Source organism: Actinomadura rupiterrae (genome assembly GCF_024172125.1).
In the GTDB taxonomy this organism is placed as follows: Bacteria; Actinomycetota; Actinomycetes; order Streptosporangiales; family Streptosporangiaceae; genus Spirillospora; species Spirillospora rupiterrae.
In genome coordinates, this window is record NZ_JAMZEA010000006.1 from 1 (window position 1) to 16,799 (window position 16,799).

Sequence of the window (16,799 nt, forward strand, 5' to 3'; positions counted from 1 at the left end):
CGGGAGTGGCCGACACCCCCGACCAGGTTCAGGGCAGCAGCTGGAACGACTTCACCCTGGTCGCCGCCCAACCGGCCGGCGAGACCGTGCTGTTTGCGGTGAAGAAGTCCACCGGCCAGATCTGGGAGTCCCAACGCCCTTCCGACGGCTCCAAGACCATCGGCATGCCGGGCACCTGGTCGACGAGCCCGCTGAGCGCGCCGTGGGGATCCACCCCGCCCAAACTGATCTACGGTGACGTCAACGCCGCAGGCCAGGTGGAGCTGTGGGCCCAAAACGGCACGACCGTCACGCCCTACCTGCTGTCGGGGACCACCCTGAAGGCGGGCGCAGCGGTCAACCTGTTGACGCCGGGGCACGAGTGGCCGCTGTCGTCGCTCACCGGACCGAGCGCCAGCTGCACCGCCACCGTCTGCACCCCCGACACCCGGGGAGGCACCGATGCCCCGGTCACCGGCGGGGTGACCGTGGACGATGACGAAGTGCTGGGGAAGGTGGCCGACTTCGGCGGCAACGGCTACCTGACGCTGCCGCAGAACCTGCTGCACAGCTCGACCACGCTCACCCTGAGCATGGCTTTTCGCGCCGACCCGGGCAAGCACGGCATCTTGTTCTCCACCGCCACCGCCACGCCGGACAAGCTGCCGGCCGGTTCGATGCCGGTGCTGTACATCGGCAGCGACGGGCGGCTGTACGGCCAGTTCTGGAACGGCTACGTCCGTCCGATGATCTCGCCGCAGCGGGTGGACGACGGCGAATGGCACACCATCACCCTCAGCGGCCAGGGGAGCATCCAGAGCTTCTATCTGGACAACGACATCCGGATCGGGATGGCGGGAAGCGACCAGATCAGCAACGGCGACGCGCTCAACTTCGTCGGCGGCGGCGTGTTCCCGCCCAACACCAGCACCAAGGTGTGGATCAATCCGCCGGTCAAGACCGATGGGGTCACCGCGAGCCAGCCCAGTTACTTCAGCGGGGACATCGCCAATGTCGTCTACTACAACAAGTACCTGAGCAACGACCAGCTCACTCCGTACTGGCAGCCGAGCCCCATGGTCGGTCCGATCACCTCGGCGGTCAACGCGGGCCTGTGCCTGGATGATGCGGGCGGGAAGAAGGCCGACGGCGACGCCGTGCAGATCTACACCTGCAACAACTCCGCAGCGCAGAACTGGTCGATCAACCCCGACGGCTCGGTCCGCATCAACGGCACCACCAAGTGCCTGGCCGTGGCCGGGGGCGCGACCACCAGCGGCGCCAAGGCCATCTTGTGGGAATGCGGTACCCCGCTGCCCACCGGGGCCCAGCTGTGGCACCTGGACTCCAGCGGTCAGATCTGGAACCCGCAGGCCCAGATGTGCCTGGATGACCCGGGTCAGAGCACGACCAGCGGAACGCAATTGCAGATCTACACCTGCAATGAGTCCAAGGCCCAGTACTGGATCATCCCGTAACCGGTGCCCCCAATGGCCCGGGCGGGCGCCGCGCCGTCCGCCCGGGCCTTTATCCCGGCCCTGCTGAGAAAGGAGCGTTGTGGCTGTTGCCAAGCGTGCTGGACGGGCGCTGCTCGGCTGGAGCGGAATCGTGGCCGGTCCTCTGGCCGCTGGGCTTGTTCTGGCGCCGGTCGCCTCCGCCCAGCCCGTGTCGGCGGCGGTCGTGCACAGCATTCCGGCCGGCTTGCCCGCCGCGCCAGCGGCCGCAGCGACCCTCGTGGTGCATTTTGACGCCTTTCCCTCCGGGACCCGCAGCGGGACGACGGTTCCGGTGACGGTCTGGGTCGCCGCCACGGGCGCGATCGCGCACAATGCCAAGGTCGCCCTCTCGGCCGTGCCCGGCGCCTCCCTCGCCGCCACCTGCACCCGCAGCGCCGGCCGGTGCGCGCTGGGCGACCTGGACTCCCGCGGGGTCTCCATCCCTCTGTCGGTCACGGTGCCTGCGCGCACCGCGATCACGCGCCTGCGGCTGTCGGCCCGCGCCACCGCCGACGGGGTCGCCCCCGTCCAAACGAGCGGACTGCTGGTCCTGGCGCCCGCGCCGCGGCCGACCCCCAGCACGCCGCGCGGCACGTCCTCGCACCCTCCGGCCTCCCCACCCCCGGCGCCCTCGTCGCCTTCTGCGTCGTCCTCCGGTACCACGCCGCCGTCGGGCGCGGGTGTGCCGAGCTCTTCCGCATCACCTGTGCCCGAGGCGCCTTCCCCGTCAAGTACGCCCGGCGTTGCGCTGCCGACCATCGCGCCTGCTCCCTCCCCTTCGGCGAACGCCGCCACACCGCCGGTTCTTGCCAAGTCCCGGCTGCGGGGTCGGCGTCCGGTGGCGTCGGCGGGCCTGGTGGGCGGTGCGAGCGTGTGGATGGCGGTGCTGTTGGCGGGGGTGGTGGCGCTTGCCGCCTGGCCGCGGCGACGGCGTCGAGGCAGCGGTGCCGCGCTGCTACCGGCAGCCGGCGCGGTGCGCCCTGCGGGGGATACCGCCGTCGGCTCGGCCTCCCCCGGCGACGAGTCGGCGCCCGGCCGACAGATCGATCTGGCGATCTTCCTGCGGTTCACCGGGTCCCGGCACGGCGGCGAGGAACAGCACCGCACGCGCAGCTGGAAGTTCGTCAAGGTAAACCGTCCTTAACCTTTCCGCCTCGCAGGAGCCATTCAGACAGGCGTGCGCAACGGCGTGTGCACGACGTGTCAACATGCGGTTACTTTGAGCACCTAAATGCCCCTGTTCAAGCACGCTCCTTTTGCCGGTACGCTCTGACCGGCTGTCACCCCGGGCCCCCGCCCCCTGGGTTTGTGTGCACCTGTTAGCTATTTGAGGTTCCTATGCGCAAACCATTGATCGCTGTCGGTGTCGTCGGGGTGGTGGCCGCGCTGGCCGTCGGCGCCGAGCAGGTCCTGACCGGCGGCTCCCACGCGCATGCCGCCGAGCCGGCCCCGCCGCTGCCGTACCACTTCTTCATCGCGCACCGCGCGGCCGGGTCCTACCTGGCGCCGGAGAACACCGCCGCCGCGTTCGAGGCGGGCATCGCCGACCCTGACGCCAACCTGCTGGAATTCGACATCCAGATCCTCAAGGACGGCGGCGCCGGGATCTGGCACGACCTGGCCGTCAACCGGATCACCCCCGAGACCGGGCCGGTCGCCGACCGCACCACCAAGCAGTTCAAGAAGCTGCGGATCGACTCCCACACCTGGTTCGGCGGCGGCGTCCCCGACATGCACCCGCTCATGCTGGACCAGGTGCTGGACCGCTACGCCCGCCGCAAGACGCTGCTGGCCCACCCCAAGGACGCCGCCGCCGCCGACGCGGTGGTCAAGGCGCTGATCAAGCGCGGTCTCACCCGGACCGTGCAGATGCAGACCAACAAGCTGTCGATCGCCGAGAAGGCCAAGAAGGCCGGCGTCACCACCCAGATGGTGATCGGTACCCCCGAGGAGGCGGCCGCCGCCTCGCCTGCCGCGGTCAAGGCCGCTGGTGTCTCCCGTGTCTCGCTCGAATCGTCCCTGCCCGACAGCCTCATCGCCTCCTATGCCAAGGCCGGCCTGATAGTGGCCTGCTTCGACGTCGCCTCCCACACCCGCCGCGACCAGCTGTACCGGATCGGCGTGCGCGGCATCGACTCCGACGATCCGGCCTACATGTCGGGCGATGCCCGCTTCCAAAGCCGCCGCGACCCGTTCGCCCGCGGCACCTACTGGCCCGGATTGCTCGGCCAGACCCAGACCTCGGCCGCCATGACGCAGTGGCAGCGCGGCCGCCTGAGCGGGCCCGACTGGTGGACGATCCCAGGCAATCGCACCTTCTATGCCCGCCAAGGCTGGAACGTCCCGCTCGGCAAGAGCTACACCCTGCACGCCCAGGTGCGCTTCGACACCCTCAGTCCCGACCACGCCGACGACGCCGGCATCGACTTCGCCGCGCCGGTCGACGGCGCCTACACCGCCTCGGTTCCCGGCTATGACGCCCTGCTGCACGAGAACGGGCGTCTGGATCTGTATCGGGTGGATGCTTCGGGCAAGCGGACCCTGCTGAAGTCGACCCGCACCGCCCCCGTGCAGGCCGGACATCCCGCGGACCTGACGATCCATGTCACGCCCAAGGCCATCGCCGTCCAGCGCGGCACCGCCAAACTGCTGGTCGCCGACAGCACCTACCGCGGCCCGAACCTGTATCTCGGCCGCGACGGAGGGCCCGAGGTCTCCTACCGGGATGTGAGCATCTCGTGACGGCAACCTCGCGCCGCCCAGCGCTCTTCGCGCTGGGTAGCGAGGGTGCCGAGTATGCTGCGCACTCAGCAGCAGCCGAGCACCCGGAGGCATCCCCGTGTCGCGCCAGCAGCGTCGAGCTCCCGGCGAACTGGAAGCCCAGATCATGACCATACTCCAGGAGGCCGAGGACGCCCTGGGGGTGAGCGAGGTCCAAGCCAAGCTCGGTGGCGACCTGGCCTACACCACGGTCCAGACGATCCTGGCCCGGATGCTGACCAAGGGTGTCCTGATCCGGCTGCCGAGCGGCCGCGGCCACGTCTACGCCCCGGTCGCCGACCCGTCGGGGCTGGCGGCCCTGCGGATGCGAGAGGTCCTGGACCAGGAACCGGACCGGCGTGAGGTGCTGTCACGGTTCATCGGAGCGCTCTCGGACAAGGACGGGGATATCCTGCGTGACCTCCTCGAACCGCAGTGATCAAATTTGAGTTGATCTCCGTACTCCCCTGGGCGCTGGCGATCGTCGCCTGCCTCACCCATGGGCGACTGGCGCTCCGGCTACCACCCGCAGCCGCCAGCAGGCTGGTGGTCGCGCTCAGCATGACGCTGGCCGTCGCAGGTGCGGTCGGGCTGTCCCTGCTGGCCTTGGACGGCCTGCTCGGCACCCAGCACTTCGACAACCTGACGCATCTGCTGCCCGCCAGCGCTCGCCACGCTCAGACGGCGGGCCCGCTAATGACCTCATTGGCGCTGCTGCTGCTCTCCGCGCAACTCGCCATGACCACCACGGCCGCCTGGCAGGAAGCACGGAAACTCCGGGAGGCGTCCCGAATGATCCGACACCTGGGCACCCGTCAGCGCTATGTCGTCGTGGACTCCCCCAGCGCCGAGGCGTTCGCGATCCCCGGCAGACCCGCCCGAGTGATCATCTCGACCGGGCTCCTGACTGTCCTGGGTGAACGCGAATGCCAGGCCATGCTCGCCCACGAGGAGAGTCACCTGACCCACCGCCACCATCGCTACCGCGCCACCCTCCGGGTCTCCACCGCCGCCCTCCCCCTGCTGTGGCCACTTCGCCGCACACTGGACTTCCTGCTCGAACGCTGGGCCGACGAGGACGCCGCACAAGCGGTCGGTTCGCGGCGCATCATGGCCCGCGCCATCGCCACCTCCGCGCTGGCCGCGCCGAGCGAACCCAGCCTCAACCCGCCCGGATTGGGCTTGGCGTTGAAGGGCGCAGAGCGCGAGGGTGTCGTCCCTCGGCGCGTCCGAGCTCTGCTGGCCCCCTCCCCCGCGCGGCGTCCGTTCCATATAGCGCTGCCCCTCACCCTGATTGCCGGCGCCTTCCTGGCCGATGCGCTCACCGCACATTCGGTGGACCACCTGATTGAGACCACCACCGCCACCACCCCCGCCGACCAAGGGCGAATGCTGGTCCCGAATGTCGACGAAGAACTGCCAACCTGGAGTTCGCGAGCCGCCTTCCCGCCCCGGGGCACCCCTTAATGCTCAGCGGCAATCGGCCAGCCCGCACAGGTACTGATGGGTGCTGACGCGGAGACCAGGGGCGGCAGTGCGGGCCGGGCAGCCAACGATGAAGAACTGCCGAACGTGGCCTACAAAACTCTATGGGGTGTGGCGCACCGCGCCTCCACCTCGCATCCGCTCGGTAGTTTGGAGGTGTGACGGCGCAGCCAGTGGACGACTACGACCCGGATGATCCAGTGGAGATCCTGCGGATCCTGCCGCGAGAGCACCACGCGCAGTTCCGGGCCGAGTACGAAGCCGCTGCCCAGGGTGCCCGGCAGGTCGAGGGGTACCGCAAACTCCACACCCTGTTGCGGCTATGGCGCCTGCGTGCACTGGCCTACTCCGATCCCGGCTATCAGTCTGGACGAGACGCCGCCGCCCGCGCGGCCCGCGACGGCGGGTCCGAAACCGCGATCTCCCTGGACGACCTGGTCACCGACTGGGACGACCGGCTGCGTGATCGCCGCCAGTGAGCTTCCAGGTCAAGTTCGAAGGCAGTGCCCTGCGCCAGCTGCATGGCTTCACCGCCAGCCCCGGCTGGGACCCGTTCCTCGAACGCGTCCTGTGACCGGTCGACGCGCCCTGGGATGCCACTCTGACCGCGCCCGGCGACGATCCGCTCGATCGCGAGACCACCTTCGGTACCGGAAATGGGCTGGCCTCCTTCCGTCTCGACGAGCCCGCGGAACGATCTGGACCTACAACATCGTGTGGCTCGGGCCGACCTGAACGATCAGCGCGAGGCACCGGCATGTCGATACGGTTTCGTGCACCAGTTGGCCTTGCGCTGCGCTGGGACGCGCAGGCGCCAGAGAGCCGGCAGGGCTGCGGGCCGTTCGGCGACCGTGACGTTCTCGCTTGGGACCCTTCATGCTTAGTTGTCGAAGACGGGGTCGACGCTGATGAAGACGGGGTCGACGCTGATGAAGCGACCGAGGGTGGGGTCGTATTCGCGGGCGCCGAGGTGACCTGCGTGACCGCGTGCAGGCGGTGGTCTACGCCTACCGCAACGGCCTAGTGACCTGAGAGCTCCACCACATCCGCGCGAGAAGTGCCTTATCGGTAGCCTCGGTGCCATGAGCTGGCTGCCCGACGATTTCGTCCACCCCGTCCACGTCCCGCTGCCCGGCGGCGCACATCACCTGCGGCCGATCAGGGAGGCCGATACCGAGCTCGACTACCCGGCCGTGATGGGCTCCCGCGAGCGGCTGTGGGACATCTTCGGTCCGGCCTGGGGCTGGCCCAAGGAGACGATGACCTACGAGGAGGACCGCGTGGACCTCCTCCGGCACGAGAAAGAGATCGCTGCGCACCAGTCTTTCAACTATGCGCTGTTCGACGCGATGGAGACCGCCCTCGTCGGCTGCGTCTACATCGACCCGCCCGAGCGGGTCGGCGCCGACGCCGAGATCTCCTGGTGGGTGGTGGACGAACTGGTCGGCAGCGAGGTGGAGCACGCGTTGGACGCGCTAGTGCCACAGTGGATCGCCGCCGACTGGCCGTTCCAGCGGCCTCGCTACCTGGGCCGTGACATCTCCTGGCAGGACTGGCTCGCCTTGCCCCGGCACACCTGACCTCGAACAAGAGCTTCAGCGAATGGGGCCAGGTCTTCGCCGACGAGGTCCTGGCCACCGCCATCCTCGACCGTCTTCTCCATCACTGCGACGTGATTTCGATCAACGGCCCAAGCTACCGACTGAAGAACCGCCTCATGAACATCGAACGAGACACCGACGTGGCCTGAACTGGTGCACACAACTTCGTACAGCACGGCGTTCTCCTCAGCGCACGCGGAAGGCGTTCACCCGGTAGATGGGAAACACCCCGCAGGGCCAGCCGGCGGGGTGTCAGCGTGTGGGGCACGCACCTCCCGAGGCTAGGCACGCGCCTCCCGAGGCTACTCCGCTCACGCAGGATCGCGGGAGTGCGAACCCTGGCGCTCTGGGACATCGACCACAGGCTACTCAGCATCGGAAGCTTGAGCGCAGAGATCTACGCCGAGGTCTTCGAGGACGTCACCGGCCGGCCGCTGGAACAGCTCGCCGACATGACCGGACGGACAGGCCGGGCCGTCCCCGCCGCCCCCTGAAGCTTCACGGCATCACCCCCGATGACTACCTGATCGCCAGATTCGCCGACGCGCTCGGAGCCGCCTTCGACGCCCGCCGGGCCGCGGTGGCCGAGTAGCTGGCCTGTTTGAGCTCGACCACGCGGCAGGCGGTGGGCAGGTAGAGCAGGCTGGCAGGTGGAGGCTGGCGGCTGGCGGCTGGCGGCTTTGGACTGGTCGACGCCGGTTTCGGCGGCGAACAGGATGGTGCGGATCTGGTCGGGGCCGAGTCGAGAGCGGTTGATCGAGTTCGACGAAGACTTCTGCCGACTGAGCTTGTGGTCCGGCTGCTAAGTGCAGCCGGACCACAAGATGCAGGCTACTAGGTCAACGGAGTATGGAGAAATGCACCGCACTGGCAAAGAGCAGCGGGCATGCGAGCGCCAGTACCAGATTAATGGTGCGCCACCGCATCCAGTTTCGGGAGTATGGGGCGGCGGCGGCCAGGATCCAGAAGACCGACCCCGTGACATACCCCAGGATGACCCAGAGTTCGGCGCCGATCCCGGCTCTGGAGCGGTTAGTCAGTGTCCCACAGATGCGGTACTCCAATCCCAGTAGAGGAAGTATGCATATCTGTAGGAGTAGCCAGGGGGCCCAGGCGCGCACGCCTCTAGAATTCACGCTAGTCTGCTCTCGCTTGACGGGTCTTAGATTACATGTGACTGTTGGCGATGCTCCAGAGTGCGTAGATATGGTTACCCCAGATGGCCGCGAAGGACCATTGACCGTAGCCGCCTTCATGGTAGCCGCCGAAAGTCGCTGCTACTACCCAGGAATGGAAATTGTATTTATCATAGTAGACCCAGGGCGAACCGCTGACTCCGGCCTTCATGCCGCTGTCGCCACAATTGACGTCCCAGTAGTAATGTCCGTCGCCGAGCAGGGCCGGGTTCGACCTGCCATTGCAGCGTCGCGGATGCCTGTCGCCGCCAGGATAGCCGACGATGCTCACCCACTGGTCCCGGGGGATCGGGTTCCCGGAGATATTGTATCCGTTGATCCCGTACTTGCTGTAGAGAGTACTTCCGTTTTTGCGCTTCAGGACGACGATCGCCCAGTCACATTGAGGGTTTCCACCTTTTCGACAGTTGTCCAGATAGACTTTCTTGATCCCCCAGACACCGTAAGGTGATTTCTTGTTGTCCCACATAGGGGCGAATACGAACTTAGACCCGAAGTAGCCGTGCGTGTCGAAGCAGTGCGCTGCGGAAAGCACGAGGTTCCAGCCCACCACTATTCCCGAGCAGCCGAGTTTGGTGCCACTTCCATAGGGGAAGTAGAATTTCCCGATCTGCTTGTGGTGTGCTGTGAACGAGAAGGTGCTCTGGGCGGTTATGTCCGGAGGGCCGTCGGTCGGCTCGTCATGGATGGTGTCCTCAGTGACCGCCTCGCTCTCCATCCCCCCGGGTACGAGACCGCTGGCCGCCACATCGGCGTCCATCTGGTCGTCGGCCTCCTGCATCCGCTCCGGGGTCCAGTAGTTCACTTCCTCGGAATCATCGTCGGTGCCCGCGTCGTAGACCTGGGTGACATCTTTCGCTGCCGCAGTGGCCAGGTACCCGCGGATGGTCACGTCAATGTGAACTTCGCCGTCGCTGTGATTGGTCACCATGACTTCGCTGTCCTGCCCGACGTCAGGAGTGTCGAACCCGTTGGTGGTCTGTGCCAATGCATAGCTCACGCTGGGAAGGTTCGGGTCGGGGAGCCCCTTGGGGTAGACCGAGAGGTAGCCGCTGCTGGTGGGCCGCCTGGCGTTGATGTTCACGGCGACGGCGTTCACTTCGAGTCCGGCTGGTGCGCCCTGGACCGCTTTGAAGGTGATCGATTGGTTGGGCTTGACGGCGGCGGTGCTGTTGCCGGGAGTCCCGGTGCCATTGAGCGTGGAGAGAGCGACCACTGGATCGGTGGGGGTCAAGGTGCTGCCGGATCCATCTGCCGTGGAGAAATATCCGCGAAGGGTCACCGACACATCGACTGAGAAGGTTCCGTGGTTGGTGATCTTCAGCGTTCCGGAAGCGGAGAGCTTGGGGATGGCGAAGTTGGTGTTCAGTTCGTCTGGCTCATAGTTCAGTGACGAGATCGACGGGTCGGCCGTGTCGGACGGGTAGACGCTCAGGTATCCGCCTGCGGCTTTGCCGCCGGCCAGGATGTTGAGCGCCACCGCCCCGACAGCGTTGGAGGGGACGTCGTTCTGGCCGGTGATCGGGACGGTCACGGTGGCTCCTGGCTGGAGCGGGGCCACGGCGGAGCCGATCCCGAAGCGGGTGTCGACCAGGTAGGCGGGGTTCACGGCGTGATACTCCTGCCCGGTATTCGCCCCCGCGTCCAGATAGTATCCGCGCGCGCTTACTGTGAAATGAGCGGCGCCGTCCGAGTTGTTGACGATACTGATCTTCCCAGTGCCGGACATCCGGGTGAGATCGAAGCCGGTGGTGGATTGACTGGCCGCGAACGTCAACGTCGAAATCTTGGTGGGCGCGTCCGACGGATAGATGGTCACCCATCCGGACTGGTCGGCCTCGTGAACGTTGATATTCAGCGCGACCGCTGTGATGCCTTTAGCCGGGATGGACCCGACCCCGGCGACGTCGAACGTCAGCGAGGCGTGTGGAGCCAGCTTGGCCCCTTGTGTCGGCCCAGTCGAGGTTCGAGTGTTCAACACCGACAGATGGTCGAGTGGAACGTACTGGCTGGCCGGGCCGGTCTCAGCCCGGGCAGGGGCCGGCGTGGCCAGCAAGCCCGTGACAAGGCCGATCAGCGAGGTGAGCGCAACGGCCATCGCGACCGCGCGCCGGAACCTCGATCGAAAAAGTACCCGCAATTCTTTACTGTCCAATCTTCGGAAGCCCCGCGGCCCGACATGAAGTGTCGCTAGTGACACTGGGTGTCAGGTCGGGCCGCATGGAGCAATGCATCGACTGGCTGTTTGTCGAATGACAGACGCCAGGCTTGAGAGGGGACCGCTGCGATCTCGGTGTTGTTGGCTGCTTTGGCGCACCACGATGGCGCCGCCTGAGCGGAGCGCTGGGCTACGGACGTGGCCCGCCGGACCACCTGGGGGCACGATCACGCGTGCGTTTACCTGTGCGCGCCTATCCCGAGGGTGATGATGTGTGGCCGTGGAGCGCTGTCCATTTCAGATCGCTCCGCCCGGCGTGCGGCCTCGCGCCGGCCATCGAGGTCAGGGAGACGGGTACCCGGCGCCCCGCCGGACGAGGAGAACATCCCGACCGCTCGACCAACGGGTCGGCGTCACGCAAGACCCGCCCGTACGTGCAGCAATCAGCTGCGAGATAGCACGCTCCGCCACTAGGTGAACCTCTACTTCAGCCGCGCCACAGTGCTCGCGGACGTCACTGCGCATGATCCCCGTCAAGCGCAGGAACAGTTATAAGGCAAAGGTAAGCGTTAGGAAAGACCCAGATGCACATAATCTTCACGTATGTCGCGGGAGTAGCCGTACAGACGGGCCTCATCAGGTCGCACGGACACCTTCGGTGGTCGGAGTCGGCAGGCGCCCGCCACGCTCAAACACTGGGCCCGCTGATGTCCTCGCCGGCCCTCCTGCTGCTTACTGCGCAACTGACCACGACCGCGACGACCTCCGGGCAGGAAGCACGAAAGCTTCGGGAGGCATCCCGAATGATCCGGCAGCTGGGTGGCCGCCAGCGGTATGTCGTCGTGGACTGCTTCCAGCACCGAGGCGTTCGCGGTCCACGGCAACCCGCCCGAGTGATCATCTGTACTGGGCTCCTGGCCGTCCTTGGGAACGCGCATGCGAAGGCTATGCTCGCGCACGAGGAGCGTCATCGGCCATCGCCGCCACCTCGACCGGACTGCCCTCCGCATCTCCACCGCCGATCTTCCTCACATGTGGCCGCTTCGCCGCACGCTGGACTTCCCCCGTCCGCGACGCGTGACCCTAGGGAGGGCGACCCTCTGTCATGTCGGCAACGAGCCGGTCGGGGTCGTGCCGATCCAACTCAGCGCCAAGCGTCGATCACTGGTGGCCCGCGCCGCCCACGAGCCTGGTGGCGAGAGGGCGCTCGTGCCCGGCGGTGTAGCGGGCGTCGCGGTCGAGGTCGGCGACGGTTTCCTGAGCGGTGCGTTGGCGGTGGTGCTGCCAGGTCTGGGGGTCGGCGTCGGGGGCAGGTTGGGTGAGGCAGTTGTCCAGGTCGGTGAGTAGTCGCCGGATCTGCAGCGTCTGACCGGCCTGGTGATCGGTGCCGCCGTGATGCAGCCACCATGTCCCGGCGTCGGTGCCGACCAGCAGGAAAGCGGGCAGCCGGTAGGGCAGCCCGGTCAGTGAGGTGATCCGCCAGCACCGGGCCTGCCGCGACGCCAGCCAGTCGTCGAAGTCGGCCAGGGTGGGGACCAGGTGGAGCCGGGCGTGGGTGACGCCGGGGTCGGCCTTGGCCAGGGCGAGAATCGGCATCTCATAGGTCCGTCGCAGCCGGCCCCGGACACGTTCGGCCAGGTCCTGCAGCTCGGCCAGCTCCCCCGCCGACAGCCGGCACAGCGACGGCACGTGTCGGCGAGGCAGGACCACCAGGTGCCCGGGAGTCAGGCCGTCGAAGGCGGGCACGGCCACGCACCGTCGCGACGCGGCGATGATCCGGCTGTGCTCGGCGCCGAGCAGCTGCTGCACCGGGGAGTCAAGCACGGTCGGATCGGCTTCCCGGCACGCCGGGCATGGCCGAGCACGGGCCGCCTTCGCCTCTCTCCCGTCGGCAGGGCCCGGCACCAAAGGCCCCCCATGGCCCGTTGCCGAGAAGTGTGCTTGCCCCCGAGCGGTGTCCGCGCGAGGCCGTGTGGGGGCGGGCCGTGTGGGGGCGGGCCGTGTGGGGGCGGGCCGGGTTCGGGCGATGCCGTTCAGGTGTTGTTGCCGAGTCTGGCGGGGGATCTTGATGCACCCTTCTATGCCTGGTCGGTAAGCGATCAAGGTGATCGAGGGGGCTTCATGCGGCTGCGGGAACTGGCGCGGCGGCTGGCGCGGGCGTGGGAGCCGGTACGGGACTTCCGGCGGTATCTGGCGGCGCGGCTGGTGTCGCAGACGGGTACCTCGATGGCTCCGGTGGCGTTGGCGTTCGCGGTCCTTCAGATCCACGGCGGTGCGGGTGCGCTGGGTGTGGTGCTGGCAGCGAGCATAGTCCCGCAGATGGCGTTGATGTTGATCGGTGGTGCGGTCGCTGACCGGAACCCGCAGGGCCGGATCCTGGTTGCGAGTCATGTGATCTCCGGGGTCAACCAGGTCGTGGTCGTGGTGTTGCTGGTGACCGGGCGTGCGCAGATGTGGCATCTGGTCGCTACGGCGGTGGTGTCTGGCGGGGTCGGGGCGTTCTTCGGCCCTGCGGCTCAGGGGATGGTGAGGCAGCTCGTTGGCAAGGACGCGCTGCGGGAGGCCAACGCGCTGCTGCGGCTGGCGCAGAATGTCGTGAAGGTCTTGTCGCCGGCGGTGGCAGGGGTGCTGATCGGGTGGGCGGGGGCGCAGGCGGCGGTGGGATATGACGCCGCGACGTTCTTCGTCGCGGCGGTGATGCTGTCCCGCTTGCGGGTTCCGTTGACGCCGATCAAGAGCAAGAACATGGTCAGCTCCTTGAGGGAGGGGTGGGCGGATTTCTGGTCGCGCCGCTGGCTGTGGATCATGGTGGGGCAGTCCGCGGTGTGCTGCACGCCCTGGTTGATCGGCTACATGGTGCTGGGGCCCCTGTACGCGCGGGACTTCCTGGGCGGCGCGGCGAGTTGCGGGCTGGTCGCAGGCGGGTTCGCCGCCGGGTTGATCACCGGGTCGGTCGTCGTGCTGGCGCTTCGGCCGCAGCACGTCGCGCTGGTCGCGTGCACCGCGATGGGCCGACCGCGCTGCCGTTGGCCGCTTTGGCGTTGCAGGCCCCGCTGCCGGTCCTGGTGGCGGCGTTCGTCACCGGTGTCGGCCTGGATGTCAGCATCAACAGGTTCGGGACCTACCAGCAGCGCCAGGTGCCGACCGGCCTCCAGGCGCGGACGGCGTCGTACTCGCTGCTGGCCCAGCAGTTGCCGATTCCGCTGGGAAATCTGCTGGCCGGGCCGATGGAGCGCGCGTTCGGCTTGGTTGGGTCGCTGGTCGGGTGCGCGACCGTGATCGTGGCGGTCGCGTGGATGCCGCTGCTCAGCCGGGGGGTTCGGGCGATGGGGCTGCCCGCGCCGGAGCGCGCCGCGCCGGTCGCAGCGCGAGCTGCGGCCGGTGCGGGCGCCGTCACCTGATGATCAGTGGCGGGCGGCGAGGTAGAACGGCCGGGCCTGGGCGACGGCCGCTTCGGCGCTGAGGATGCCGCGGTCGCGTGCCGCAGCGGTCAACTCTCCGCCGGGGTACCGCCGGTCAGGCCCCACCGGGCGGTGAGGTTGGCGCGGATACGGGTGGCGTCAAGGTGGTCGGTGGTTCGGCCGGGCCCGGACGCGGCGGCCTGGTTGACGCGCCATGCGGTGACGGCGGCTCTCGCGCCGGTGTCCAGGTCGATGAGGCCGGCGGCCTCGGCGGGGGTCTCGGGCCAAATGCTGGCTGTGGGGTCCAGGCGGGCCTCCAGGAGGTCCGGGTTTCAGACCATCCTGATGTTGGGTTCCGTCCGGCCTGCCACACATGCGGCTTGGACCGTGGCTGATGGGTTGTTGGAACCAGCGCCACGGGCACCTATTTCGTGGAACCAAGGAATCTGCAGGCCAGGCATAACTTCCTGGCCCTGAGTCGGCGATCCGCCACTCTGCCCGCTGGCCACATCAGGCCAGCGCCCAAGGCGAGCTGACACTTGTCAAGTGATCACGAAAACGATGTAGTTAGCCCTGCGCCTGACGGAGACACAGACAGGCTACTCAGAAAATGACAAACGCGCAGGGAATTATCTTATGCCTCTGGTGAGACCGCGGACTGGCCGGCACCCTGACGTATCCTGATCAAGTTTTCCGGGTCCGCCATTGGCATGCCACAGCCGATCCTGCCTTTCGAATGCCCTGGGCGGGGAAGACTCGCCATGCCCTGGCCGCGAGAACAAGGAGCCATTTCCCACTAAGAGCGAGGCAGCCTCTTTACGCTGGATCGGTCCATACCATTCGAGAAGAATCGCTCACGCCTACTCTGCTTGATGCGGCGTGGCTAGTGGAAAGGAAAGTACAGATGCGCACTTTCAAGTCCCGGTCGGTTCTTAGTCTGGCGTCGGGGATCACCATCCTCGCAGCAACCGTGGCTGGCTCGGCTGGATCCGCCTCGGCCGCGACGCACAGCGGCGCGAGTGCTGTCGACCACCAGATCGCGCGGCAGCTGCGCTCGTTTCCCGGCGGCACGCGGGTGAGCGGGAACCAGATTGCCTACGATGGGGGGTCTGTGGTGCTGGAATTCCCGGCAGCGGGCCAGAAGTCTCTCGCCACGGGCTCGACAAGCCACGGGTGCCCCCTTCCCACCGCCACCCACTACGCGGGGTGGGCATGCTTCTACGACGGAAGCAACTTCTCAGGGACCATCCTCAAATTGGATCTCGCCGTCTGGGCTAACGCAGGGCGCGTTGAATTCTCCAAGTGGGGGTTTGCATACAAGACGTCCTCGTGGGAATTCACTGATGATACTGGTCAGGCGAACGTCTACGGTGGAAGTAACTTCCTATGGAGCACGAGTGGTCCGACGAATTCCGCTTACGTAGGCGCAGCAAACGACAACAAGGCGACGGCCGCTTTCTTGATCTACGATTAGAATCGGCTGGTTCGGCTGATCTCTGCGCGCTCCAGGAGAAGAACCATCCGTTGCGGCGCTTCGGAGCTTGAGGAGCACTAAGCACGGCAGCGGGGTCGATGAGGGTCTAGCAGCTCATCGACCACTACCCGGCCCGCTACTCCATGGGACGGTCCGGAAGCGCGCCCTGGCCGGGCGGGAGGCCGTGCGCCGCTTCCGCCGGGGTCCAGACGCGTTAGAAACACGTTGGCCCCTGCTCGCCAACGTACTCTTGAGTGGTCTACCAGTCCGGGGTCCTCGCCAGTTCTAATGGAATACGTCCTGGGTCTGGGGGTCCTGCTGGAAGGGGGTGGATGCCATGGATTGTCACGCCCTTCCAGCACGCCCTTGAGGTCCGCCCGGTCTCCTCGAGGGCTCGCACAGCGCAGCATCCTGGGCTGGCTCGTCCGGCCCAGGATGCTGCCTGCCAGCTTCTGGTCCCCGGTCTCCTCACAGGAGCAGCCAACGCCGACAGAAGACCAGAAACTCCGCGTCATTCACGACGTAGACCAGCGTCCTGTCCTGATGACCTCCTCGGGTATGACTTCCCTTCGGTGATGAGGCGGTGGTAGTTCGAGCCAAGCACCGCACGACGTCTGTCTGGCGCCAGCCCTCTCGCTCAGGCCAGATCGTGTCTTGCCGGGGGTGGGTCGGCACCGTACGCCGCGTCGCACCTACCAGATCGTCTGGTTGGATCCAGGTGCGCAGCGTGCTCTTGTCGCCTGACAACAGCACCACCGTCTGCGGGTTGCCCGGCCCGAACCCCGGCTGCTCGGATAGCGGACCCGCCGCGGCGCCGGGACGGCCAGCTTGTGCCGGCGACACACGTCCACGCCGACCACTCCCAGGCCGCGCAGCAGTTCCAGGCATACTACGAGCCGATGCACCCGCGCGTCCCGTGCGCCTGGGCCCTGCGTCAGGGTCCTTTCGGCTGAGCTAAATGACCCCGATGCCGGCGGCGACGATGAAGATGAGGTCAGGGCCTGGCGAGTCCGGGCCGGTTCGGGCTGAGTTGTCCGAGCAGGTAGGCGGTGAGTTGTTTAGCGGCGGGCCGGCCGACAGGATCGGCAGGCCCAGCCGATGTCCTCGAAGGCGGGGAACCGCAGGGCCCAGCGGTGGCTGGTGCGCGGTGGAAGGCGCGTGGTGTCGGGGGAGCTGCCCAGGGCGTGTGGCGGCCGGGGCGGCATAGGTGATCGGCGGGGTTGCGGGTCCAGGACCACCATAGGGACGC

Annotated in this window: 11 protein-coding genes and 1 pseudogene; 10 read left to right on the forward strand and 2 right to left on the reverse strand. The window is 67.3% G+C overall.

All coding sequences use genetic code 11. The features are described 5' to 3' along the window. The 8 genes and pseudogenes from FHU30_RS20765 to FHU30_RS20800 form a co-directional block, all read left to right on the forward strand. Positions 1 to 1,457, forward strand: a 1,457-nt coding sequence (locus FHU30_RS20765) for a ricin-type beta-trefoil lectin domain protein (RefSeq protein WP_253878080.1), incomplete at its 5' end; no start/stop codon positions are given. 79 nt (positions 1,458 to 1,536) lie between these two features. Next, positions 1,537 to 2,619, forward strand: coding sequence for a hypothetical protein (locus FHU30_RS20770; RefSeq protein ID WP_253878081.1), 1,083 nt, complete (start codon positions 1,537 to 1,539; stop codon positions 2,617 to 2,619). A 206-nt stretch (positions 2,620 to 2,825) separates the two neighbouring features. After that, positions 2,826 to 4,217 (forward strand): glycerophosphodiester phosphodiesterase, encoded by a 1,392-nt coding sequence (locus FHU30_RS20775; protein WP_253878083.1) that lies wholly within the window; start codon positions 2,826 to 2,828, stop codon positions 4,215 to 4,217. A gap of 97 nt (positions 4,218 to 4,314) precedes the next feature. Next, positions 4,315 to 4,674: a BlaI/MecI/CopY family transcriptional regulator gene (locus FHU30_RS20780; protein WP_308211353.1), complete on the forward strand. Its 360-nt coding sequence runs from the start codon at positions 4,315 to 4,317 to the stop codon at positions 4,672 to 4,674. A gap of 11 nt (positions 4,675 to 4,685) precedes the next feature. Continuing rightward, complete coding sequence (locus FHU30_RS20785) at positions 4,686 to 5,702, forward strand: M56 family metallopeptidase (protein WP_253878087.1); 1,017 nt, start codon at positions 4,686 to 4,688, stop codon at positions 5,700 to 5,702. Between the two features lie 176 nt (positions 5,703 to 5,878). Further along, positions 5,879 to 6,199 carry a DUF6247 family protein gene (locus FHU30_RS20790; protein ID WP_253878089.1) on the forward strand — a complete coding sequence of 107 codons (321 nt, stop codon included), beginning with the start codon at positions 5,879 to 5,881 and terminating at the stop codon, positions 6,197 to 6,199. 603 nt (positions 6,200 to 6,802) lie between these two features. Next, the gene (locus FHU30_RS20795; RefSeq protein ID WP_253878091.1) at positions 6,803 to 7,300 is read left to right on the forward strand and encodes a GNAT family N-acetyltransferase; all 498 of its coding nucleotides are present in this window, start codon (positions 6,803 to 6,805) and stop codon (positions 7,298 to 7,300) included. Beyond that, positions 7,297 to 7,434, forward strand: a pseudogene (locus tag FHU30_RS20800) (ATP-binding protein); the annotation flags it as partial. The gene FHU30_RS20795 and the pseudogene FHU30_RS20800, both read left to right, overlap by 4 nt. 1,054 nt (positions 7,435 to 8,488) lie before the next feature. On the opposite strand, the gene FHU30_RS20805 reads toward FHU30_RS20800, so the two are convergent. Together FHU30_RS20805 and FHU30_RS20810 are read right to left on the reverse strand one after the other, a co-directional pair. Then, positions 8,489 to 10,672: a trypsin-like serine peptidase gene (locus FHU30_RS20805; protein WP_253878093.1), complete on the reverse strand. Its 2,184-nt coding sequence runs from the start codon at positions 10,670 to 10,672 to the stop codon at positions 8,489 to 8,491. Positions 10,673 to 11,836: 1,164 nt separating this feature from the next. Continuing rightward, entirely contained in the window at positions 11,837 to 12,499 is a 663-nt protein-coding gene (locus FHU30_RS20810; RefSeq protein WP_253878095.1) for an HIT family protein, read from the reverse strand. 297 nt (positions 12,500 to 12,796) lie between these two features. Here FHU30_RS20810 and FHU30_RS20815 point away from each other — a divergent pair, with 297 nt between their 5' ends. Next, complete coding sequence (locus tag FHU30_RS20815) at positions 12,797 to 13,954, forward strand: MFS transporter (RefSeq protein WP_253878104.1); 1,158 nt, start codon at positions 12,797 to 12,799, stop codon at positions 13,952 to 13,954. Between the two features lie 1,026 nt (positions 13,955 to 14,980). Beyond that, entirely contained in the window at positions 14,981 to 15,550 is a 570-nt protein-coding gene (locus FHU30_RS20820) for a hypothetical protein (protein WP_253878105.1), read from the forward strand. The last annotated feature ends 1,249 nt before the right edge of the window (positions 15,551 to 16,799 follow it).

Coding starts and splice junctions, on each gene's coding strand:
- FHU30_RS20795 (WP_253878091.1), top strand. CDS start 6,803: ATGAGCTGGCTGCCCGACGATTTCGTCCACCCCGTCCACGTCCCGCTG.
- FHU30_RS20815 (WP_253878104.1), top strand. CDS start 12,797: ATGCGGCTGCGGGAACTGGCGCGGCGGCTGGCGCGGGCGTGGGAGCCG.
- FHU30_RS20820 (WP_253878105.1), top strand. CDS start 14,981: ATGCGCACTTTCAAGTCCCGGTCGGTTCTTAGTCTGGCGTCGGGGATC.